This is a genomic window from Streptomyces sp. A2-16, assembly GCF_018128905.1.
Classification (GTDB): domain Bacteria; phylum Actinomycetota; class Actinomycetes; order Streptomycetales; family Streptomycetaceae; genus Streptomyces.
This window is the reverse complement of record NZ_CP063808.1, coordinates 7,762,820-7,785,342: the sequence shown is the minus strand read 5'-3', so window position 1 is coordinate 7,785,342 and position 22,523 is coordinate 7,762,820. Positions and strand designations below refer to the sequence as shown.

Here is a 22,523-nt window from a genome sequence, read left to right as displayed (position 1 = left end):
CCTGTTGTGCGTGGGGGCGCAAGCGAGGATCTGCCGCGACTGGCGCGGTAAAGGGGTGTGGTGGAGGGAGTGTCGGCGCGAGTACCAACATCTCTTACGGGGCAAGAAGGATAAATCGACTCAGAGTGCTTCGCCATGTGCGGTGAATGTCCTGTAGTCCCGCTCTTCACGACCTCTTCTCATGCCACTGGCACCCACTAGGATCTGCGTCAGGGGTCTGACCTTGGGCTGAGGTGACCTCGAGGGAAACGAGGAGCGGGGAACAGGCATGCGGGAAGGCCGGTGGGTCACGGTCACCGAGTCCGAGTTCGATCACGAACGCCGCGGCCTGGAGGCGATCCGGGAGCAGCTGCCGGACTCCGACCCCTGGCGTGCCTGGTCGAACTTCACCTTCACCGCGAACACCGGCCACGTGCGCGAGGTGGACCTGCTGGTCGTCGCCCCCGGCGGCGTCTGCATGATCGAGCTGAAGGACTGGCACGGCTCGGTGACCTCGGAGAACGGCACCTGGGTCCAGACCACGCCCGGCGGTCGTCGCCGCACGCACGGCAACCCGCTGCACCTGGTCAACCGCAAGGCCAAGGAGCTGGCCGGTCTGCTCGCAGGGACCGGCGGCAAGCGGGTCTGGGTCGCCGAGGCCGTCTGCTTCACGGACAACAGCCTTCGCGTACGGCTGCCCGCCCACGACCAGAACGGCGTCTACACCGTCCACCAGCTGGTCGAGATGCTGGGGCAGCCCCCGCGCGACGAGCGGCGCCGCATCACGGCGACCGGCTCGCGCGAGATCGAGGCGGCCCTCAAGAACATCGGCATCCGCAAGAGCGACGCGCAGTACAAGGTCGGCCCGTACGAGCTGGAACGGAAGTCCTTCGACTCCGGGCCCACCTGGGCGGACTACCTCGCCCGCCACAGCGACCTCCCCGAGGCCGCCCGCGTCCGCATCTACCTCAGTGAGCGCGGCTCCGACGCCTCCCTGCGCCAGTCCGTGGAGAACGCCGCCCGGCGCGAAGCCGCGGTGCTGGGCCGCTTCAAGCACCCGGGCGCGGTCGAGCTCAAGCAGTACTTCCCCTCCGGGCACGCCGCCGGCCCCGCGCTGATCTTCGACTACCACCCGGCCACCCTGAAGCTCGACGAGTACCTGGTCCAGTACGGCGAGAAGCTGGACATCCTCGGCCGGATGGCACTGGTCCGCCAGCTCGCCGAGACCATGCGCTCCGCGCACTCCAGCCGCATCCACCACCGGGCGCTCGCCGCCCGCTCCGTGCTCGTCGTCCCCCGGCCGCGCGGCGGGAAGGGCCGGGCCGTGGGGGAGGAGGCCGCCTGGCTCACCCCGCAGCTGCAGATCTCCGACTGGCAGATCGCCACGCAGCGCAGCGGCGACTCCTCCCAGGGCCAGGGCATGACCCGCTTCGCGCCGACCGCCCTGTCCGCCATGCACCTGGCCGACGACGCCGACGCCTACCTCGCCCCCGAGCTCACCGCCCTCAACCCCGACCCGGTCTACCTCGACGTGTACGGGCTCGGCGTCCTCACCTACCTGCTGGTCACCGGCAAGGCCCCGGCCGCCAGCCAGGCCGAGCTGCTGGCCCGCCTGGAGGCGGGCGAGGGCCTGCGCCCCAGCTCCCTGGTGGACGGCCTGTCGGAGGACGTCGACGACCTGGTGCAGGCCGCCACCGCCTACCGGCCGGGTCAACGCCTCTCCAGCGTGGACGAGTTCCTGGAGCTGCTCGAGGTCGTCGAGGACTCCCTGACCGCCCCGGCCACGACAGCCACCGGTACGGAGGGGCCCGGCGAGGAGGACACGACCCCCGTCGACAAGGACCCGCTGGAGGCCGTCGCCGGTGACGTGTTCGCCGGCCGGTGGGAGATCCGACGCCGCCTGGGCACCGGCTCCACCAGCCGCGCCTTCCTCGTCCGCGATCTTGAGGCCGAGGCCCGCAGGACCCGCCCGCTGGCCGTGCTGAAGGTCGCCCTCTCCGACAACCGCGGCGAGATCCTCGCCCGCGAGGCCGAGGCCATGGGCCGCCTGCGCCCCCACTCCGGCATCATCCGCCTCGTCGAACCGGAGCCGCTGCACATCGCCGGCCGTACGGTCCTGGCGCTGGAGTACGTCGGTGACGAGCGCGACGACAACGGGCAGGGCACCGAGGCCGGGGTACGCCCGCGCCGCCGTGAGGAGACGGTCGCCCGCCAGCTCCGCGAGAACGGCCGCCTCCAGGTCGACCAGTTGGAGGCGTACGGCGACTACCTCTTCGGCGCCGTCGACTTCCTGGAGGGCGAGGGCGTCTGGCACCGCGACATCAAGCCGGACAACATCGCCATCCGCATCCGCCCCAACCGCACCCGCGAACTCGTCCTCATCGACTTCTCGCTCGCCGGCTACCCGGCCAAGAACACCGACGCGGGCACAGACGGCTACCTCGACCCCTTCGTCGACGTCATCACCCGAGGCTCGTACGACTCGCACGCCGAGCGGTACGCCGTCGCCGTCACTCTGCACCAGATGGCCTCCGGCGAGCTGCCCAAGTGGGGCGACGGCAGTCTCCCGCCCCGCATGACCGACGCGAAGGAGTGGCCGTACCCGACCATCGCGGCCGAGGCCTTCGACCCGGCCGTACGGGACGGTCTGGTCGCCTTCTTCCAGAAGGCCCTGAACCGCGACGCGGCCAAGCGGTACCCCGAGCTGAAGCCGATGCGGGACGCCTGGCGCAAGGTCTTCCTCGACGCCTCCCAGACCGTCCCCTCCAGCCACCGCACCCGCTCCCCGGCCCCGGCGGCCACGACCACGGGGGAAGGGCTGCCCGCTGAGGGCGCCGCCGCGGTGATCGCGGACGCCGAGCCCGAGAGCGCCGAGCAGCAGCGCGACCGCCTCGCCGCCGAGGTCACCCGCGACACCTCGCTGACCGTTTCCGGCCTCACGCTCGCCGCGCAGTCCTTCCTGTACGGCCTGGGCATCACGACGGTCGGCGAACTGCTCGACTACAGCCGCCGCAAGCTCGTCAACGCCCCCGGCCTGGGCGCCAAGACCCGCAACGAGGTCCAGCAGCGCCAGCGCGAGTGGGGCGAGCGGCTGCGCGAGATCCCCGTCTCGCCGCTGACCCCGAAGGGCCGGGCGGAGGCCAAGGAGGAGCTGGATCAGCTCACGGCCGCCGAGTCGGCCTTGGTGGGCCACCTAGCGACAGGCGAGTCGGCGGGCGCGCTGCCCGCCCGCACGCTGCGCTCCGTCAGCCTCGACACCCTCGCCACCATCTTCGTACCCGCCGTCAACAACAACGGTTCCAACCGCAACAAGGCGGAGATGGTACGGCTGTTGCTGCGCCTGCCCGACGAGCACGGCGTGCTGCCCGACATCGGCGTCTGGCCGAAGCAGAAGGACGTCGCCGACGCGCTCGCCCTGAGCCACGGCCGCATCCCGCAGATGCTCAAGGAGGAGCGCAAGCGCTGGAAGGCGGAGCCCGCCGTCCAGGCACTGCGCGAGGAGATCATCGACCTGCTCGTGAGCATGGGGCGGGTCGCCTCGGCGGTGGAGATCGCGGACGCCTTGGCGGTCCGGCGCGGCACGCATCTCGCGGGGCGTGAGCAGCGGCGCGCGATGGCGCTGGCGGCCGTGCGGGCCGTGGTCGAGGTGGAGCAACTGGTGCCGCAGGAGGCCGAGTTCCAGCACCAGCCGAACCGCAAGGCGACGGACGAGTCCCTGGGCGCCGGCCTGCTCGCCCTCGACGTGCGGGAGAACGACGGCCCGGACACCCCGACCGCGCCGGGCCTGCTGGAGTACGCGACCCGTCTCGGCCGTACGGCGGACCGGCTGGCCAAGCTGGACACCCTGCCGACGGCCGCGACTGTGCTGGCCGAGCTGGGCGCGCTGACGGTGCCGCCGGGCGCGGTGAACTGGGACGAGCGGCGGATGGTGGAGCTGGCGGCGGCGGCATCCGTGAACGCCGCCGCCACTCCGCGCCTGGAGATCTACCCGCGGGACCTGTCGCTGGTCCGGGCGCTGCGCCTCACCCAGGCCGGGCTCGTCCGCTGGATCCCGGGCATGCCGGAGGGGCAGCAGCCGGGCCTGACCGGCGAGGCCGTGCACGAACGGGTCCGCGCTCGCTTCCCGGAGATGGTCGTTCCTGACGGGCGTGGCGGCACGCACCACGAACTGCCGACGGGTGGCCCGCTCACCAAGGCGTTGCGCGACGCCGGCTTCGAACTGTCGCTGAGCATGCACGAACGCGAGGGCGTGCTGCGCTACCTGCCGACGCGGGTCGACGACGCGTCGAGTTATCTGACGACGGGCGCGTGGCGGCAGTCGACGCGTACGGGTGCGGTGACGCGGTACGCCGACGACCCGCAGCTCGCGGGTGCGGTACGCGCGGAGGAACGGCTGCTCGCGTCGGCCCGCCGGGACGGCTACCGGGTGCTGACCGTACGGCAGCAGTTGGTGCGGGACGCGGTGCGGGAGCTGGGCGCCGAGCGGCTGGGCGCGGAGGCGGTGTCGGTGACCGAGCTGTTCCTGGAGGCCCTGCACGCACAGGTCACGCCGGGTACCAAGCCGACGTGGGAGACCCTGCTCAAGGCGGATGCCGCCGAGCCGGGTTCGAAGGGTGCGGTGCGGTTCGCGGAGTACGTGCGGACGGCGTGGGGCGCGGTGGAGCCCCGGGTCGCGGAGCTGCTGGGCGGCGGTGGCGGGGGCGGGGCCAGTCCTGTCGGTCCTGTTCTGCTGACGGAGGCCGGGGTGTTCGCGCGGTACGACGCGATGGGAGTCCTGGACCGGCTGGCGTCGGTGGCCCGGCGCGGTGGGCGGGGGCTGTGGCTCCTCGTCCCGCAGAGCGACCCCTCGCGCGAGCCCCGGCTCGGGCAGGTGGCGGTGCCGTACCAGGCCGGCTTGGGGGAGTGGATTCAGCTTCCGGACACGTGGGTGGGCAACGCCCATCGTGGGACCGGTGATGTTGTGGCTAGTGCCAGTGGTGTCGAGGGAGACGCGAAGTGATCGACCGCAAAGCTCTGTTGGACGACCTGAAGCAGCAGGTCAAGGCGGTCGAGACCGACCTCGGGCGCCAGGTGAAGGCGCTGGGGGATGTCGGCGCACGGCTGAAGGCTGAGTACGACCAGGCGCGCAAGCTGGGGCGTACGGCGGCGACGTGGACGTCGTGGCTGGACGAGCGGGTTACACAGATCGCGGTGGCGTGGGTGCTGGGGACTGTGTTCGTGCGGTTCTGTGAGGACAACCGGCTGATTCCGGAGCCGTACCTGACGGGGCCGGACGGTGACCGGCGGGAGCTGGCGGAGTCGCGGTACGACGCCTATGTGGAGTCGGACGAGGACCCGACGTACCGGGGGTGGCTGGAGAAGGCGTTCGAGGAACTGGGGCAGGGGCAGGCGGGTCGGCTTCTTTTTGATAAGCAGCACAATCCGCTGTACCAGGTTCCGCTTTCGCATGACGGTGCGCGGGATCTGGTCGAGTTCTGGCGAGGGAGGGATGAGGGCGGTGTCCTCGTCCATGACTTCACCGATCCGCTGAACGAGGACGGTACGGAGGGGTGGGATACGCGGTTCCTGGGGGACCTGTACCAGGACTTGAGTGAGGCCGCGCGGAAGACGTACGCGCTGCTCCAGACGCCGGAGTTCGTTGAGGAGTTCATCCTCGACCGGACGATGAACCCGGCGGTGCGGGAGTTCGGGTACGAGGAACTGAAGATGATCGACCCCACGTGTGGGTCGGGGCACTTTGTGCTGGGGGCGTTTCGGCGGTTGGTGCGGCTGTGGGGGGAGGGGCAGCCGGGGCGTGATGCGCATGAGCGGGTGCGGGCTGCGCTGGACTCGGTGCACGGGGTGGACATCAACCCGTTCGCGGTGGCTATTGCTCGGTTCCGGTTGTTGGTGGCGGCTATGGCGGCGAGTGAGGTGCGGACGCTGAGGGAGGCGGCGAGGTATGAGTGGCCGGTTCACCTGGCAGTGGGTGACTCGCTCATCAAAGCGCGGCAGTTGGAGCTGACACTGGGCGGGGACGAGGACGCGATGAAGGATCAGTTGGCCTCGTTCGCTTATGCAACAGAAGATGTGCATGAACACCCGGGAATTCTTCAGCAAGGGCGATATCACGTGGTGGTTGGAAACCCGCCGTACATTACCGTGAAGGACAAAAACCTCAATGAACTCTACCGCGATCTATACTCTGCCTGCGCCGGTACATATGCTCTTTCCGTTCCGTTTGCGCAGCGGTTTTTTGAGCTTGCCAAGAGAGGAGGCGCTGATGCGCGAGGGAGCGGCATGGTCGGCCAGATCACCGCAAACTCGTTCATGAAGCGTGAATTTGGCAGTAAATTGATCGAGGAATATTTTGCGCACAAGGTCGAACTCGTAGAAGTAATTGACACTTCCGGCGCATACATTCCCGGCCATGGAACGCCAACGGTCATCCTGGTGGGTAGAAATCGTGGCGGTAATGGGAGAATTGGCACTATTCGCGCGGTTCGAAGTGTCCAGGGGGAGGCAATTGTCCCTGAAAGGGCCGCAGACGGCCTGGTGTGGAACGCAATTGTCAACCAGGTCGATATGCCTGGTTCTGTGAGTCAATGGGTCACAGTGGACGACTTGGAGCGCGGTCGGTACTTCGGCAGGCAGCCGTGGATCTTGGTCGCTGGCGGCCTCGAGATGGTTGAGCAGGTGGGCTCTTCGGTGCAGGCTTCTCTGTCCTCTATTGCGTCAGATATTGGTGCTGGCGCAGTGACCAGGGAAGACAGTGCCTACATGTTGGGTGCTGGCCATTTGACGCGACGAGGTATTAAAGAGGGCGAGTGGCGGCCACTGGTCGAGGGGACGGAGGTTCGTGACTATTCGGTACAAGAGTCCACTGCTTCGCTCTGGCCCTACTCGCCTGAGACTCTAGAGGCAGTCATCTCAGAATCTGGTGAGCGCCTGCTGTGGCCCTACAGGGTCATCTTGTCCGATCGGGTGGCCTTCGGGAAATCGCAGATCGCCAGAGGTCTCAAGTGGTTTGAGTACTCAATGTTCTTCAAGGGGCGATACCGAGATAAGCTTTCAATTGCATTCGCGGAAGTTGCTACGCATAATCACTTTGTGCTGGATCGCGGGGGAAGGGTCTTCAAGCAGACTGCTCCGATCGTGAAGCTTAACGATGAAGCTGGGGAAGAGGAGTATATTCGCATTCTGGGGCTCCTGAATAGTTCCACGGCGGGTCTTTGGTTGAAGCTTAACTGTCACAGTAAGGGTGGGCCTGGGGGCGGATACTCAAAAGGGGAGAAGTGGCGCGACTTCTATCAGTTCAACGGGGCAAATGTTGCGGAATTTCCGCTTCCCTCTGAATGCTCGCTGGAAATGGCTGCCGCCCTCGAGAGGGGTGCTCGCCAGCTCGATGAGTACTGCCCGGCTGCTTGCGTGTCTAAGGTCGTGCCCAGCGCGGATTATCTCCGTCGGGCGCGCTCGTTGTGGGAGTCCACGCGGGCCCGCATGATTGCTCTCCAAGAAGAGCTGGACTGGCAGGTCTACTCCCTCTACAACCTCCACCCTGAAGACATCCGTGTCTCCAAGGACCCAGACGATCCTAATATCCCCGAACTGGCTCTCGGTGAGCGTGCCTTCGAGATCGTCCTAGCGCGCCGCGTTGTAGCCGGTGAGGCCAGCGACGAGTGGTTCAAACGGCACAACTCCACGCCGATCACGCAGATCCCCGTCCACTGGCCCGCCCCCTACCGAGAGATCGTCCAGAAGCGAATTGACGTCATCGAGTCGAACCGTGCCATTAACATGGTCGAGCGACCCGAGTACAAGCGCCGCTGGGCCACCGAGGGCTGGGACGCCCTCCAGGAGAAGGCCCTCCGCTCCTGGCTGCTCGACCGGGTGGAGAAGCGCGACCACTGGTTTGACGAGAACGGTCAGCCCACGATCCTCACCCTGGCCCGACTCATCGATGCCCTCTCCCGAGACGAGGACTTCGTCTCCGTCGCCAAGCTCTACGCGCCCCGCAAGGAACTCGCCAAGGTCGTCGCCGAGCTGATCACGGACGAGCACGTGCCGTTCCTCTCCGCCCTGCGCTACAAGCCCTCCGGCATGAAGAAGCGTGCCGACTGGGAAGAGGTGTGGGACCTCCAGCGCAAGGAGGACGCCGCCCCGGACGAGCCCGCCAAGCGGAAGATCCGGGACTCCATCCCGGTGCCGCCGAAGTACACCTCGGCTGACTTCCTTCGCCCCTCCTACTGGAAGGCGCGCGGCAAGCTCGACGTGCCCAAGGAGCGGTTCATCTCGTACGGGCAGACCAACGCCGCCACCCCCGAGCTCTACGGGTGGGCTGGCTGGGACCATCGGGAGCAGGCGCAGGCCCTCGCCACGTACTTCACTAACACCGCGCTGTCGACCGAGGAGATCACGCCGTTCCTCGCCGGCCTGCTGGAACTTCAGCCGTGGCTGTACCAGTGGCACAACGAGTTCGACATGCTCTACAGCGGCTCGCCAGCAGACTTCTTCGCCGGATACCGCCAGCAGAAGCAGGGCGAGCACGGACTCACCGACGACGACCTCCGTAACTGGCGTCCTCAGGCCGCAACTCGAGGCCGTCGTGCTGCCGTGAAGAAGTAGCCGGAAATGACTCGGTGTTGTGCCCGTGCGCTGATGCCGAGTCTGCCGGACGAAGGGCCACTGGGTGCGTGGGCGGGTGGCCTCCGTTCGGTACGCGCAGCTCGGCCCAGACGGTCTTGCCGGGGGCAGCTGGGCGGGGCGTGAGGCCCCAGTTGTCCGCGAGCGCTGCGACGAGGTGAAGGCCGCGGCCGGACTCGGATGTGGAGTCGGGGGCCGGGGGAGTTGATGGGGGCTGTTTCTCGGCGCGGGTGTCGGTCACCTCGACACGGAACGTGTCCTCGGTCAGGGTGAGTTGGACATGGAAGTCCCGGCCGGGGACGTGGCCGTGGCGTACGGCGTTGGCGGTGAGTTCGGCCGTGATGAGGGTGAGCTTCTCGTTGACCGGGGTCGTGTAGGGGTGGCCCCAGTCGTTCAGGCGGTGCGAGACGAGTCGGCGGGCGAGGCGAGCACCGCGTGGGGTTGAGGTGAACTGCATGGTGAACTCGCGTTCGGGCGCCAGGTGCTGTGGCATATGCCCGTTCGGGGGAGTTGGTGACTTCATACGGTCAATGGTTGCGAACTCTGAGTAGCGTTGAACAGGAGCGATGCGCTGACGGGTGCGGGCTGTACGCGTGGGCGGTGCGCTTGTACGTGGTGTTGGACGTGATTGGTTGCCGGGCCGCGCGTTGGGTGGGCGGTGTCCGGTGACCGTGATGGTCGTACGGGAGGAGCTGCGGCGTGGACGACGAGGTTCAGCAGCCGGAGTACGACGTCGGGACGGGCATGTTGTGCGTGTTCGGGCGGCAGTTGAAGCTGTTCCGGGAGCGGGCGGGTGTGGACCGCGCGAGGCTCGGGTCGCTGACCGGGTACTCGGCCTCGACGATCGCGTCGTTCGAGCAGGGGAGACGTATCCCGCCGCCGAAGTTCATCGACCGAGCTGATGAAGTGCTGGACGCGGGTGGGGTGTTGAGAGCGAGCAAGGAGGAGGTGGCTCGGGCTCAGTATCCGGCGTTCTTCCGGGATGCGGCCAAGTTGGAGTCCGAGGCCGTCGAGCTGCAGGTGTATGACACTCAGTTGGTCAACGGGCTGTTGCAGACGGTGGAGTACGCGCGAGCGGTGTTCGCCATGTGGCAGCCGTTGTTGGACGAAGCGCTCATGGAGCAGCGAGTAACCGCACGACTGGCACGGCAGGAGATCTTCTCCCGACACCCTGCGCCGCATCTGAGTTTTGTGATCGAGGAGGCTGTCCTGCTCCGGCCGCTCGGCGGAGAGGCTGTCTGGCGAGGCCAGTTGGAGCACCTCATGCTGATGGCGGAGAAGCGCAACGTGGTAATCCAGGTGATGCCGTTGTCCCGCCAGGAACATGCGGGACTCGCTGGACCGTTCACCTTGATGGAAGCCAAGGATGGGCGCAGGATCGCGTACACGGAGGTGCAAGGCGACAGCCGTGTGCACACAGAGCGTCCCAAGGTGCGGGAGCTTGAGCGTACGTACGGGATCCTTCGGGCGCAGGCCCACACTCCGACAGAATCGCTGGCGTTGATCGAAAAGTTGCTGGGAGAGAGATGAGCGGGGATAAGACAGGGCCGGACACTGATGCACTGGCATGGTTCAAGAGCAGCTACAGCGCTGGTGACGGTGGCCAGTGCGTCGAGGTCGCGGCTGGTATAGGTGCCGTACACGTCCGCGACTCGAAGGACACAACCCGCGCCGCACTCGCCGTAGAACCCACGGCGTGGACCGCATTCGTCGAGTTCGCGGCACTCTGACAGGGATGGCGCCGATGACAGGGCCTTCCGGTAGGCATGTGCTTGCCGAGGGCCCTGCGCATATCCGCCTGCGCAGCACCTTCAGCAGTCCTCCCGCCCTGCTCGCCGGGTGCCGCGTCGGCGCTGGCTGCCACGGCGATCAACGTCCGCCCAGAGACACGCGGTTCGCGACGGCGGTCGCCTTCCCGGGTGACGATCTACATCGTGATGGACCCAGCCCACACGCCACCGTCACCCACATCAGGAGGCCACAACTGGGCATACGAAGTCCGGCCCTTGGAGTGCGGCGCTACTGTAAGTTCCTGCTATGAAACAGGGCAAAGGCATCGAGAACCCCGAGTCGCGCTTCTCCGCGGTGCTGCTGGCGGCAGCGAAGCTTCCCGGTGTACGCATCAACAGGGAGACGTACCTTCGAAGTGCGCTGGCTCGTCACTGCTCCGAGGACGCCATCCGGAGGGCGATAGAAGAGACCCCTGCCGCGGCGGGCATCCCTGTTGAGGTTCTCGACAAGGTGGCCAACGACTCCATCCGCTTCGAAACCGGCAAGGTCAGCGCTCTCTCCGCCGCTGCCGGGATCCCCGGCGTGCTCGCCCTTCCCGCCACCGTGCCCGCCGACGTGGCCCAGTACTTCGGCCACATGGTGCGTATCGCGCAGAAACTCGCCTACCTCTACAGCTGGCCCGATCTGTTCTCCGACGACGGCGATGACGTCGATGACGCGACCATGGGGGTGCTCACGCTGTTCTTCGGCGTGATGTTCGGAACCCAGTCGGCGAACGCCGCTGTGGGGAAGGTCGCCGGGATGATGTCGAAGCAGGTCGCCAAGAAGTTGCCCCAGAAGGCACTCACCCAGGGTGTCGTCTACCCGATGGTGAAAAAGGTCGCGGCTTACCTCGGCGTCCAGATGACGAAGCAGTCCTTCGCGAAGGCCGTCTCGAAGGCCATCCCTCTCGTCGGCGCCGTGGTCTCCGGCGGGCTCACTCTTGCGACCTACCTCCCGATGGCCAAGAGGCTCAAGAAACACCTCGCCAGCCTGCCGCTGGCGGAGCCGTCAAACCGAGTGATGGATGGGGAAGTCGTGGACGGTGAAGTCGTGGAAGACCACGAGCCTTTCGCCACAGCACACGCCGACCAGCACGGCGCAGACGACACTGCCATCAAGCTGGAGGAACCCCAGTCCTGACACCGCGAGCGCACTCCTCACCCCCGAAGGGGCGGCCGATGCCGCGAGCGTTCTTGTCATCGCCGGGCGCGGTGATCTGTTGGCATGAGGGCTCGCTCGTCATCCCGCTCCGCTGATCACCGCGAACCGCGAACACCCGTCGGAGCACCGGACACCCGGGGCGGGGCCAGGGGGACGATCTCCCGGTCGAAGAAATCGCGGAATTCCTCACCGCGCTCATAAAGCGCATCGAATCCGGCGTTCGTCTCCCGGATCAGTGAGCGGTCGGTGTAACGGTTGGCTCCGGCCGCATTTCCGTCCTCGTCGTAAACGACCTCGTACATGACTACATCGCCGAGAATCACTACCTCTGGAACTGGGCGAGTCCGCTCGATGTGCGAAATATCGCGAGCGTCGAGGACCTTGATGTCGTCGCCCACATCCACGCGTACGCGCAGGACGAACAACTCCCATTGCACATACGGTGTGATCGGGAATTCCACGACACGAAGGCGGCGTTGCGTGACGCCCAGTCGCGACGCCTGGCGGAGTTCTTTGGCGTAGTCCTCGCGCCTCTCGTCGGCCAGGGACAGGGCCCTCTCCCAGTCGCCGTCGGCGAAGGCCTCCCAGCTCGGGAAGCCGCGCTCCTTGAAGTGCTGGCCTCGCTCGAGCTTGTTGAGGAAGCCGATCCCGCTGGAGTAGACCCGGCCTAAGTCCGCGTGGTAGGCGGGGCGGTCCAGGCGTTCGGAGGTGCCGGTGCGGAAGGAGTCAAACATTTGGGATGTCCGGCTTCGCCGCGATGAGCATGTTCCTGGGGATGACCACGAGGCGTTCGTCCGACCCGATCGAGACCCCGTCGGGGAGGTTCCTGCCAAGAGACTGGGTCAGGTCTCGGCCGATGACAGCGATGTCACCGTTGGTGAGTTCCCAGATGTCCGGACAGTCGGGAGTGCCGGTTGTGTTTCCGAGCTCCTGGGGAGTTTTTCCCAGGCGCTGTTTGAAACCTGTGTCCGGATCTGCTTCCCATGGCCTGGCCATTCCCATCGCCCCCTCGATCGATCGGGATGTCTCACTGTAGCGTGCAACTTACCCGTCTGACCATGTGTTAGAACCTGCCCGAAGGGGTAATGGCGAGGATTGATTCCTCCTTGTCTCGTGTCGCTCAGGGCTGGAATGATAATGATCGGAAGGAAAAACACGCCATGCCTGACAGGTGACACTTCCCATCTGTGCTGTCGGATAATCGGGTGAACGGAGGGGCGGCTGTGGACCCAGAAGTGACCGTGCTCGCACAGAGCGCGGGGGCCACCTTGGTCACGTTGATGGCGACCGATGCCTGGCACCGTGTGCGTGACGGGATCACACAGCTCTGGCGCCGGACGCAACCCGAGCGAGCCGAGACCGTTGCCGCCGAGTTAGAGGCCGGCCGTGAGGACATGCTGGCCGCCGTGGCGGCGGACGACCAGGAGACCCTGGACGAACTGCGCCTTCAGTGGCAGGGGTTGGTGCGGCGGCTTCTCGTCGCCCGGCCCGCCGCCGTAGAGGAACTGCGCGCACTGCTGGACCAACTCGATCCCGATGGCTCGGCTGCCCGGCAGATCACCCAGCACGCCACCGCGTCCGGTCAGGCCCGGGTCTACCAAGCGGGACGTGACCAGCACATCGCAGAGCGATGACGGGCGGGACGGACGGCCACGCCGAGGACCATGGACGTGTCTACCAGTCGCGGGGCGACCAGCACATCAGCGAACACCACCACTACGGCGGTGACGGGCCGGCGCACGGCGGACCGGACTCGGTGCGACGCCCGGCGGTCGGCCGGCCCCCCGTCGCGCTCCGCGACCGCAGCGAGGTGATGGAACGCCTGTGGGCGAGCGTCGAGGCGGAGCGCGGCGGCCAGGTCTACGTGCTGTACGGCATGGGCGGCTCGGGCAAGACGGCGGTCGCCTGCGCCCTGTTCCAGGAGGTCACCGGAGCGCAGGGCCGGGTGGGCCTGTGGGTCAACGCCTCCGACCGTGCGAGCCTGCGCGCCGGCATGCTCGCCGTCGCCGCCGACCGAGGGGCGGGCGACGGCGAACTGCTCGCCGCACGCAACGGCCTCAGACCCGCCGCCGATCTCGTCTGGACGTATCTCGACCGTTCCGCCGAACCCTGGTTACTGGTCCTGGACAACACCGACGAGCCCGAGATCCTGCGGGACGGCAACTGGCTGCGCACCAGCCCGCGCGGCACCGTCCTGGTGACCACACGGCGCGCGGCGGCCCGGTGGTGGCCGGGCGCCGAGCTGCAGTACATCGGCGTACTGCCCCGCGAGGACGCCGCGCTCGTACTGCGCGATCTCGCCCCGCACAGCGGTACGACGGAGCAGGCGGCGCGGGTGGCGGACCGGCTCGGCCGGCTGCCCCTCGCCCTCACTCTGGCGGGCGGCTTCCTCTCCCACCAGGTCATCGACCCCTGGACGATGGACGCCTACGGGGACCAGCTCGACGGAGACGAACGGGTCCGGCTGATCGACCGGGGAGCCGACGCGCTGTCCGAAGCGGACCCCCGTCATCTGGTCGGCCTGACCTGGCAGCTGACCCTCGACGCGTTCGAGGCGCGCGGACTGTCCGAAGCGGCGGCCCTGCTCAGACTGCTCGCACGGTTCGCCGCCGAGCCGCTGCCGCTGACCCTGCTCAACCATGCCGGCATCGGCGCCGTACTGCCTCGTGCTCGGACCGAGACAGCCCTCAGGGCCCTCCTCGACCAGTCCCTGTCCGAACTGGTCGACGCCGCCGGCACGCGCTGCGTACAGAGTCACGGGATCCTGCTCGACAGCGTCTCGGCGGCCACCCCGGCGGAGCTGGTGACCGCCCTCGACACGACAGCCGTCCGACTGCTCGACGCGGCCGTGCCCGGCGTACCCGACGCGGGTCCGCACGATCCGCGACTGCGCCTGCTGGTACCTCACGCACTGGCCCTGCTGCGGCACATCGGCGGGCCGTCCGCCGCCGACGCCCTGGCCGTCGCGACGCGGTTGTCGGTCGCCCTGCACCGGACCGGTGACTACCTCTCCGCCTGGGAGACCGCCCGAAGCGCGGCGGACCTGGCAGAGGGACTCCTCGGCGCGGAGCACCGTACCGTTCTCGCCGCCCGTTCCAGGGCAGGGCGGGCACTGTTCCGGCTGGGCAGGTACGCCGAAGCCGAAGCGGCGCTTCGCGCGGTCCGGGACGCCCAGGAGCGCTTGTTCGGTGCCGACGACCCCGACACCACGGACAGCGGCTATGGTCTCCAGCTCGTGCTGGCGAACCTCGGCAGACGCGAGGAATCCGTCGCCCTGCTGCGGGAAAGCGTCGCCGGGCGGCGCTCGGCGCTGGGCCCCACGCATCCGTTGACCCTTCGGGCCCGCGCCAGCCTGCTGGAGACGCTTCCAGCCGCCGAAGTGGTCACCGAGGAAGGCGGCACACTGCTCGCGCTGCCGTCGGAATGCGATCGGTCCCTCGGCCCCGACCACACCGTGACACTGGGCGCCCGACACAACCACGCGTGGGCGCTGTACCTCCTGGGCCGCTTCGACGAGGCCGACCGGGAGATCCGACGGGTCGCCGAGACGTATGTGCGGCGCTTCGGGCCCGAGTACCCGATCGTGCTCGCCGCCCGGCAACTCCTCTCCCGGACCCGGGCCGCGCTCGGACAGGTGGACGAGGGGATCGCGCTGATGAGCGACGTCGTCGAACGGCGGGAACGCGGCCTGGGCCCCGAACACCCCTTCACGGTCGCGAGCCGCAAACTGCTGGACGCCTACCGGTCGGGGCGATGGCGGCCGTAGAGCTCACGGCGGGACGGGGACGGTCCGCACGGACGGTGCGCAAGGGTATACGGCACGGGGTCGATGGGGGTACGGATGTAGGGTGCAATGCGCAGGCCGTATGGGTGACGTTCAGTACGAGGGGGACGAAAAGTGCAGACGCCGTCAACCCGTCTACCTTGACCCGGCCGACGCCGTGAGCGTCCTTCCCGTCCGGTCACCGCACCGCCGGTGCCGTCCTCGCCACCGGCCAGGACAGCCGGCCCGCCGCACCGGCCATCCGTACCCCTGAGCCCCACCCCACCGCCCGAGCCGGCCTCGAGCCTCGGCGGCGGACCCCGCACGGCACCCAGTACGAACAGCAGCACCGAACACCGTCAGGGAGAGCGAGACCCGCAATGGCGCAGCAGCCCCTCCTCCGCGATGTCATCGACATCAAGGAGTCCATCTCCACCTCGGACTTCGTGCTCTCCCTCGCCGAGGCGACGACACCCGAGGGCGCCGAGCACGCGCTCAAGGACTACGTGGTCACCGAGCGGCTGCTGGAGAACTTCGACGAGGCGCTGAAGCTCATCAAGTCCTCGCTCGACGGGCACCGCTCCAAGGCCGCCTACCTGCACGGCTCGTTCGGTTCCGGTAAGTCGCACTTCATGGCCGTGCTGTACGCGCTGCTCAGCGGCGACCCGGCCGCCCGCGCCCGTACCGAGTTCGACCCGGTGCTGACCAAGCACGAGTGGCTGACGACGGACAGCAAGAAGTTCCTGCTCGTGCCGTACCACATGCTCGGCGCGAAGGCCCTCGAACAGCGCGTGCTCGGCGGATACGTCACGCATGTCAAGAAGCTGCGCCCGGACGCCCCGACCCCGCAGGTGTACCGGACCGACTCCCTCTTCGCCGACATCCGCGCCATGCGCGCCAACATGGGCGACGAGGCCGTCATCCGCGGACTGGGAACCAGCGACGCGGACGACGGCGAAGAGGACGAGTGGGGCGAGGGCTTCGCCTGGACCCCGCAGCTCCTGGACACCGCGCTCGCCGCCGAGGAGAACCACGAGGCCGGCACCCCGCTCGACCTCCGCAACCCCTCCACCCCGGCCGAGCTGCGCGCCAAGCTGGTCAACGACGCCAGCACCAACCTCCTGCCCGGCTTCGCCAAGAACGCCGTCGAGGACGAGCACGGCTTCATCTCCCTCGACGCCGGTCTGTCCGTCATCGCCGAGCACGCCAAGTCGCTCGGCTACGACGGCCTGATCCTGTTCATGGACGAGCTGATCCTCTGGCTCGCCACCCTCATCCACGACCAGAAGTTCGTGGCCCGCGAGGCCAGCAAGATCACGAACTTCGTGGAGGGCGGCGACGCCCGCCGCGCCATTCCCGTCGTGTCGTTCATCGCCCGCCAGCGCGACCTGCGCGAACTCGTCGGTGAGGAAGTCTCCGGTGCCGCGGAGTCGTCCATCCAGGACACCCTCAACCTCGCCTCAGGTCGCTTCGACAAGATCACTCTTGAGGACCGCAACCTTCCGCAGATCGCCCACGCCCGCCTCCTCAAGCCCAAGGACGCCGAGGCGGAACGGCTCGTCGACGCGGCCTTCGAGCAGACCAAGCGGGTCGGCACCCAGGTGTGGGACACCCTGCTCGGCTCGGAGAAGGGCACGACCGGCGCGGACGCGGAGTCCTTCCGGCTGACGTACCCGTTCTCGCCGGCCTTCATGGACACCCTCGTCCATATCTCGTCCGCGCTGCAGCGCTCCCGTACCGGTCTGAAGCTGATGGGCCAGCTCCTCGCCGACCACCGCAACGAGATCCGCCTCGGGCAGCTCATCCCGGTCGGTGACCTCTACCCGGTGATCGCCGAGGGCGGCGACAAGCCGTTCACCGACAGCCTGAAGGTCGTCTTCGAGGCCGCCGACAAGCTCTACAAGACCAAGTTGCGGCCGTACCTGCTCAGTTCGTACGACATCACCGAGGACGACGTCGAGCAGTACGTCAACCGGCCCGAGGCCATCACCGACCCGCAGCGCGCCAACCGCTGCCGCATGTTCGTCGGCGACAACCGCCTCGTGTGCACCCTGCTGCTGTCCGCGCTCGCGCCCAGCGTGCCCGCGCTGGCCGAGCTCACCATCCGGCGGCTCGGCGCACTCAACCACGGCTCGGTCCTCGCACCCATCCCGGGCGCCGAGGTCGGCATCATCAAAAACAAGGTCGCGGAGTGGGCGGCCCGGTTCCCTGAGATCAAGGAGACCGGCACCGACGCCAACCCGGGCGTACGGCTTGAACTCTCCGGCGTCGACGTGGACTCGGTCATCGCCAACGCCCAGGTCAACGACAACCCCGGCAACCGGGCCGCGCTCGCCCGCCGCCTGCTGTCCGAGGAACTGGGCGTTGAGCACGGCCAGTTGAGCGACCAGCTCAGTTTCACCTGGCGCGGCACCGCCCGCACCGCCGAGATCGTCTTCGGCAACCTCGCCGACGAGGACGAGCTGCCCGACCACGACCTGATGCCGCAGGAGGAGGGCCACTGGCGTATCGCCATAGACCTCCCCTTCGACGAGGGGGAGTGGGGTCCCGTCGAGGACGTCAACCGGATCCGGCGGCTGCGTGAGCGCCAGCAGGGCGAGCGGTCCCGTACCGTCGCCTGGCTGCCCGCCCACCTGTCCGCGCAGCGCTTCGCCGACTTCCGGCGCCTCGTCGTCATCGACAAGGCCCTCGCCGACGAGCACCGCTTCGACACCCAGTACGCCGGCCACCTCAACGCCGACAACCGCAGCCGCGCCAAGGGCCTCCTCGAAACCCAGCGCGAGGCCCTGCTCAAGCAGGTCAAGGGCGCCTTCAAGCAGGCCTACGGCCTCGCCCAGAAGCAGGCCGCCGATGTCGTGCCCGATTTCGACGACCACCTTGTCGCGCTGCCCGACGTGGACAGCCTCACCCTGTCCTTCGGGCAGAGCCTGCACGACGGCATCCGGCACGTCGCGGGCAAGCTGCTCGCCCACCAGTACCCGGCGCACCCCGACCTCGACCCCGAGGCCACCGGTATCGCCGTCAAGCCGATCGACACGAAGAAGATCTTCACCCACGTCCGGGCCGCCGCCGAAGCCCGTGACGGGCGGGTGGAGGTCCCGGCCGCCGACCGCAAACTCATGCAGCGGATCGCCGGCCCCCTGCGTCTTGGGCAGCAGAAAGAGGCGTACTTCGAGCTGTCCCGCTACTGGGCCGACCACTTCCGCCAGCTCGCCAGCGCCCAGGGCGTCACCGGGGACCTGTCCCTGATCACCCTGACCGACTGGACGGACAGGCCCGACCCGCGCGGCCTGCCCGACTTCCTCGCCCGGCTCGTCGTCGCCGCCTTCGCCGAGATGGACGACCGGGTGTGGGTGCGCGGCGGCACCGTACTCGACCCCGCGCCCGAACTGTCCGCGATCAGGGACCACGACGCGCTGCGCAGCCAGCCGCTGCCCGCCGAGACCGACTGGGACACGGCACGCCAGCGCTTCGAGACGATCTTCGGGCAGAAGGCACCCGCCCTGCGGCGCGGCCGGATGGTCAACCAGTTCGCCCGCCAGATCATCGAGGCCGCCCGCACCCACCGGGACCACGCGGCCGACCTCGTGCACCAGTTGGAGGCCCACGCCTCCTTCCTCGGTCTCGACCAGACCGCCGACACCGGACGACTCGCCCTCGCCCGCCGCTCGCTGCAACTGCTGGACGCGCTCACGGCCGAGGCCGGCAAGGGCGCGGCCGGGGCGAAGAAGACCGTGGAGGCCCTCGCCTCCTTCGACCTGGGCCAGACCAGCGCCGACCGGTACGGGACCTCCATCAAGCAGGCCCGCGGCGTCGCGGAGGCCGTCGCCTCCGCGCCCTGGAGCACCCTGGAGCTCGCCGCCGGACTCGGCCCCGAGGGCGAGGCCCTGCTCGACTCGCTGCGCAACGTGGCCCGCGACGACCAGCGCACCGCGGACCTGCGCGACGCCCTGACCCGCACCCAGCGCGAGGTCGTCGCCCTGGTCAAGCGCAGCCAGGCCGCCGCCCAGCCGTCCGCGCCCGTCACGTCAAATGACAGGGCCGACGACCACTCTTTGAACACGGTGACGAGCGATCCGCGGATCCCCTACGACCCGCAGGGTACGCCCGCCTCGGCGAGCGGAGGCATCACGCACAAGTCCGGCCGCCGCAACACGACCGTGCGGCGGGCCGCCGCCGACCTCCAGGCGGAACTGTCCGACCTGGCCGCCCGCCATCCCGACGCGACCATTGAGATCACCTGGAAGGTCGTCGAATGACGGACACCGTCGCCGTCGCCCCGGGCGCCGTACGGCTGAACACCGCGACCGTCACCCAGTACCTGTCCTCGCAGTCCTCTCTCGCCGCCTCCCTGACGGGGGACGGCCGGGGCAGGCGCCGCGTCGTGCTGCTGCGGTCCGCGCCCCAGTGGGACGGGCCCGCCGAACCCGCCTGGGGCGAGGGCCGGTCGGCCGGTGTCGCGGTGGCGCCTTCGCCGCTCGCCGTCCACGAACTCGTCCTCGAGCACCTGGCGGGCCGGCGCCCCGGCCCCGCCGTCCTGGTCGTCCTCACCGACCGGGAGCAGAACGAGCTCGACCCGGCGATCCTCGCCCGCGTCCACAAACTGCGCATCGACACGGTCGACAGCTGGGACGTCGTCCGTGAGGCGTTCGGCGCCCGGCAGATCGACCCGCGGCTCAAGGACGCGAACTGGGCTGCCGAAGCCTTGCTGGACGCCACTCCGCCCGGTGGCTGGCCGCCCGTGCCAGGCGGCTGGCTGTCCCGGCAGTACGCCCTCACCGTGCTCGCCCAGCGCCGCCTGCGTCTCAGCCGCTACGACCCCGAGGACGACACGCGGCGGCCTGGCGACGACCGGCTCGATGCACAAACCCTGCTGCACTGGTCGACCCGATCAGGCGCTCCTGAGCGGCTGCTGGGCCTGCGGGGTCCCGAGCGGGCCGGCCTGACCGCCTTCCTCGGCGAGGAGGATCAGGCCGGTCTCGCCGGACGCGCCCTGCTCGCGCTCGTCGACGCCGAACGCGGCACGGACGGCGCCGCCTTCGGCCTCGTGTGCGCTGCCTTGTGGCAGCACGCCGAGCCTGCTCCGGAGACCTACCAGGCCCGAGGCCGAGCCGAGCGCTACTTCGGTGACCAGCCCCCGGCGGTCGCCGAACAACTTGACGCCCTCGTCACCGCCTTCGGTAGATCCGCCGAGGAATACGTGACCACGCTGCTGGCCATCGGACATCGCAACGTCGGCGCCGATGCCGACGAGGCCCGTGAAGCGCGCCGCACCACCGGCATGGTGCTTGACCGGGCGGCCGTTCTGGCCCGCCAATTCGGGGCGGATGCAGCTGTGGCGGCGAGCCCAGTGCTGCGCGGCGGACTCGAAGCCCGGTTCACCGCTGTCGGCCAGGCCCTCACGACGGCTGATACGAGCGCAGTGGCAGAAGCTGTACGGCGTCTCACGGATCACCAGCTCGCCAATGATCCGGAGGAGTCGGCCCGTATCGAGCGCGCGCGTATGGCGCACCGTCTCGCCAGCTGGCTGGCGACCGGCCCGTCGATTGATGCCACCAGCGTCGCCGACGCCATACAGCGGCACGTCACCGAGACCGGCTGGGCGGACCTCGCACTTGAGCACATCGAGGCCGGCGGCGACGCGAATCCTGCCCTCAAGGCCGCCTACGACACCATTGGCGTTTGGGCCCGGGACCAGCGGAGGCAGATCGACGCGTCCTTCGCGCGCTTGCTGGCCGGCTGGACGGGGGACGGCACCCCGCCCGGCAGCATGCTCACCGTCGAGACCTTCCTTGACCGGGTGGTCGGTCCTGTCGTCCGGCGCGGTGAGGAGCGGCGGGTGCTGCTGCTCGTGCTCGACGGCATGAGCGCGGCCATAGCGAACGAGCTCGGCGAGGAACTACGCCGTTCCTGGGCGGAGTTCGACCCGATGGCCGAGGACACCCCGCGTCGGCGTGCGATGGCCGCCGCCTTGCCCACGGTGACGGCCGTGTCCCGGACCTCCCTCTTCACGGGCACTCTGATGAAGGGCACCCAGGCCGACGAGAAGCGTCTCTTTCCCGCGCTGAAGGTGTGGGGAGGAGCCCCGGCCGCGGTCTTCCACAAGGACGACCTGCGTACGGAGACAGCGGGTGACACCTTCGGCCCGTTGCTCACGGAAGCGCTCGCCGGCGGCAAGACCCATATCGCCGTGGTCCTCAACGCCATCGACGACCGGCTTGCCAAGGAGCAGAAGCTGGGCGACGGGGCGTGGCGGATCGACGACGTACCCGGACTGCGCGACCTGCTGCGGGTGGCGGCGGCCCAGGGCATGGCGGTCATCGTCACCAGTGACCACGGCCATGTCGTCGACCGTCATGGCACGAAGGTCGACTCCACCACGGAGCCGGCCTCCGCGCGGCACCGCCTGCTCGGTGAAGGCCCGCTCGACGAACGGGAGATCGCCCTCTCCGGTCCGCGTGTGGTGTGGCCCGAACCCGGCGCATCCATCGTCGCGCTCTGGGACGCGGACTCCCGCTATACCGCCCTCAAGGCGGGCTACCACGGCGGGGCTTCCCTCGCCGAGGTCACCATCCCGGTGCTCGCCTTTCTGCCGTTCGGTGCGGAACCGCCCAAGGGCTGGAGGGAATTGGGAGACCAGCGACCGGTCTGGTGGGCTCCGGATGAGACGGGGAGGCCTGTCAAGGATGAGCGTGCGGCTCAGATGGCGGCGGGGGCTACGAAGAAGGCCGTTGCGAAGCCGCGTAGGAAGCAACCCGAACCAGGGACGCTGCCCGACGCGCTCTTCGAGGTGGAGCTGACGGCCACAGGGGACGATGCTCTGCTCACCCCGACCATCGTGTCGCGGACCGATTCGCTCGTGACGGCGCTGCTCGAGTCGGAGACGTACCAGGGGCAGCTCGACGGCTTGGCCCGCAAGCCCCAGCAGGAACAGGTCCACAAGGCACTTGCCGCTCTGTTTGACGCGGGCGGCACTCTGCCCGTGACCGCGCTCGCCCAGCGAGCGGGTATGCCGACGACTCGCGGCGACGGCTTCGCTGCGGTTCTGCGGCAGCTCCTCAACTACGACGGCGTACAGGTACTGGAGACCCTTCCCGACGGGCGCACGCTGCGGCTCCATGAGGCTTTGCTGCGCGAGCAGTTCGCCCTCCGGGCGGGTTGACAGGACAGCGTTTGGGGTGCCTCCGGGCGAACGCCTGAGGCACCCCAAACGCTGTGCTCGCTG

12 protein-coding genes are annotated in these 22,523 nt (G+C 68.6%); 9 read left to right on the top strand and 3 right to left on the bottom strand.

The window, feature by feature from the left end:
- Positions 1-268: 268 nt before the first annotated feature.
- Both pglW and pglX read left to right on the top strand, forming a co-directional pair.
- Positions 269-4,978 (top strand): BREX system serine/threonine kinase PglW, encoded by a 4,710-nt coding sequence (gene pglW, locus IOD14_RS34945; RefSeq protein WP_212672415.1) that lies wholly within the window; start codon positions 269-271, stop codon positions 4,976-4,978.
- Positions 4,975-8,583 (top strand): BREX-2 system adenine-specific DNA-methyltransferase PglX, encoded by a 3,609-nt coding sequence (gene pglX / locus IOD14_RS34940; RefSeq protein WP_212672414.1) that lies wholly within the window; start codon positions 4,975-4,977, stop codon positions 8,581-8,583. Before pglW ends, pglX begins: the two co-directional genes overlap by 4 nt.
- Here pglX and IOD14_RS34935 read toward each other — a convergent pair.
- Positions 8,510-9,058 (bottom strand): ATP-binding protein, encoded by a 549-nt coding sequence (locus tag IOD14_RS34935; protein WP_212672413.1) that lies wholly within the window; start codon positions 9,056-9,058, stop codon positions 8,510-8,512. The genes pglX and IOD14_RS34935 overlap by 74 nt on opposite strands.
- Before the next feature lie 242 nt (positions 9,059-9,300).
- Between IOD14_RS34935 and IOD14_RS34930 the strand changes: the two genes are divergently transcribed.
- The 3 genes from IOD14_RS34930 to IOD14_RS34920 all read left to right on the top strand — a co-directional run bounded on the left by IOD14_RS34930 (position 9,301) and on the right by IOD14_RS34920 (position 11,514).
- On the top strand, positions 9,301-10,131 hold the full coding sequence (locus tag IOD14_RS34930; protein ID WP_212672412.1) for a helix-turn-helix transcriptional regulator: 831 nt from the start codon (positions 9,301-9,303) through the stop codon (positions 10,129-10,131).
- A complete protein-coding gene (locus IOD14_RS34925) occupies positions 10,128-10,331 on the top strand; it encodes a DUF397 domain-containing protein (protein ID WP_212672411.1) in 204 nt (67 codons plus the stop codon). Before IOD14_RS34930 ends, IOD14_RS34925 begins: the two co-directional genes overlap by 4 nt.
- Positions 10,332-10,638: 307 nt before the next feature.
- Positions 10,639-11,514, top strand: a complete 876-nt coding sequence (locus tag IOD14_RS34920) for a hypothetical protein (protein ID WP_212672410.1) — start codon at positions 10,639-10,641, stop codon at positions 11,512-11,514.
- A 116-nt stretch (positions 11,515-11,630) separates the two neighbouring features.
- On the opposite strand, the gene IOD14_RS34915 is transcribed toward IOD14_RS34920, so the two are convergent.
- Positions 11,631-12,269 carry a DUF6879 family protein gene (locus IOD14_RS34915; RefSeq protein ID WP_212672409.1) on the bottom strand — a complete coding sequence of 213 codons (639 nt, stop codon included), beginning with the start codon at positions 12,267-12,269 and terminating at the stop codon, positions 11,631-11,633.
- Positions 12,262-12,531 carry a hypothetical protein gene (locus IOD14_RS34910; protein ID WP_142152595.1) on the bottom strand — a complete coding sequence of 90 codons (270 nt, stop codon included), beginning with the start codon at positions 12,529-12,531 and terminating at the stop codon, positions 12,262-12,264. The genes IOD14_RS34915 and IOD14_RS34910 overlap by 8 nt, the downstream gene beginning before the upstream one ends.
- A 227-nt stretch (positions 12,532-12,758) precedes the next feature.
- Here IOD14_RS34910 and IOD14_RS34905 point away from each other — a divergent pair, with 227 nt between their 5' ends.
- The 4 genes from IOD14_RS34905 to pglZ all read left to right on the top strand — a co-directional run bounded on the left by IOD14_RS34905 (position 12,759) and on the right by pglZ (position 22,460).
- Positions 12,759-13,169, top strand: a complete 411-nt coding sequence (locus IOD14_RS34905) for a hypothetical protein (protein WP_212672408.1) — start codon at positions 12,759-12,761, stop codon at positions 13,167-13,169.
- Positions 13,166-15,301: a tetratricopeptide repeat protein gene (locus IOD14_RS34900; RefSeq protein ID WP_212672407.1), complete on the top strand. Its 2,136-nt coding sequence runs from the start codon at positions 13,166-13,168 to the stop codon at positions 15,299-15,301. Before IOD14_RS34905 ends, IOD14_RS34900 begins: the two co-directional genes overlap by 4 nt.
- A 377-nt stretch (positions 15,302-15,678) precedes the next feature.
- Complete coding sequence (locus IOD14_RS34895; protein WP_212672406.1) at positions 15,679-19,557, top strand: phage resistance protein; 3,879 nt, start codon at positions 15,679-15,681, stop codon at positions 19,555-19,557.
- Positions 19,554-22,460 (top strand): BREX-2 system phosphatase PglZ, encoded by a 2,907-nt coding sequence (gene pglZ / locus IOD14_RS34890; protein WP_212672405.1) that lies wholly within the window; start codon positions 19,554-19,556, stop codon positions 22,458-22,460. Before IOD14_RS34895 ends, pglZ begins: the two co-directional genes overlap by 4 nt.
- Positions 22,461-22,523: the final 63 nt, after the last annotated feature.

What these genes read in the sequence shown, in the direction of transcription:
- pglW (WP_212672415.1), top strand. Translation starts at nt 269, where the DNA reads ATGCGGGAAGGCCGGTGGGTCACGGTCACCGAGTCCGAGTTCGATCAC.
- IOD14_RS34935 (WP_212672413.1), bottom strand. Translation starts at nt 9,058, where the DNA reads ATGCAGTTCACCTCAACCCCACGCGGTGCTCGCCTCGCCCGCCGACTC.
- IOD14_RS34925 (WP_212672411.1), top strand. Translation starts at nt 10,128, where the DNA reads ATGAGCGGGGATAAGACAGGGCCGGACACTGATGCACTGGCATGGTTC.
- IOD14_RS34920 (WP_212672410.1), top strand. Translation starts at nt 10,639, where the DNA reads ATGAAACAGGGCAAAGGCATCGAGAACCCCGAGTCGCGCTTCTCCGCG.
- pglZ (WP_212672405.1), top strand. Translation starts at nt 19,554, where the DNA reads ATGACGGACACCGTCGCCGTCGCCCCGGGCGCCGTACGGCTGAACACC.
- IOD14_RS34910 (WP_142152595.1), bottom strand. Translation starts at nt 12,531, where the DNA reads ATGGCCAGGCCATGGGAAGCAGATCCGGACACAGGTTTCAAACAGCGC.
- IOD14_RS34900 (WP_212672407.1), top strand. Translation starts at nt 13,166, where the DNA reads ATGACGGGCGGGACGGACGGCCACGCCGAGGACCATGGACGTGTCTAC.
- IOD14_RS34915 (WP_212672409.1), bottom strand. Translation starts at nt 12,269, where the DNA reads ATGTTTGACTCCTTCCGCACCGGCACCTCCGAACGCCTGGACCGCCCC.
- IOD14_RS34895 (WP_212672406.1), top strand. Translation starts at nt 15,679, where the DNA reads ATGGCGCAGCAGCCCCTCCTCCGCGATGTCATCGACATCAAGGAGTCC.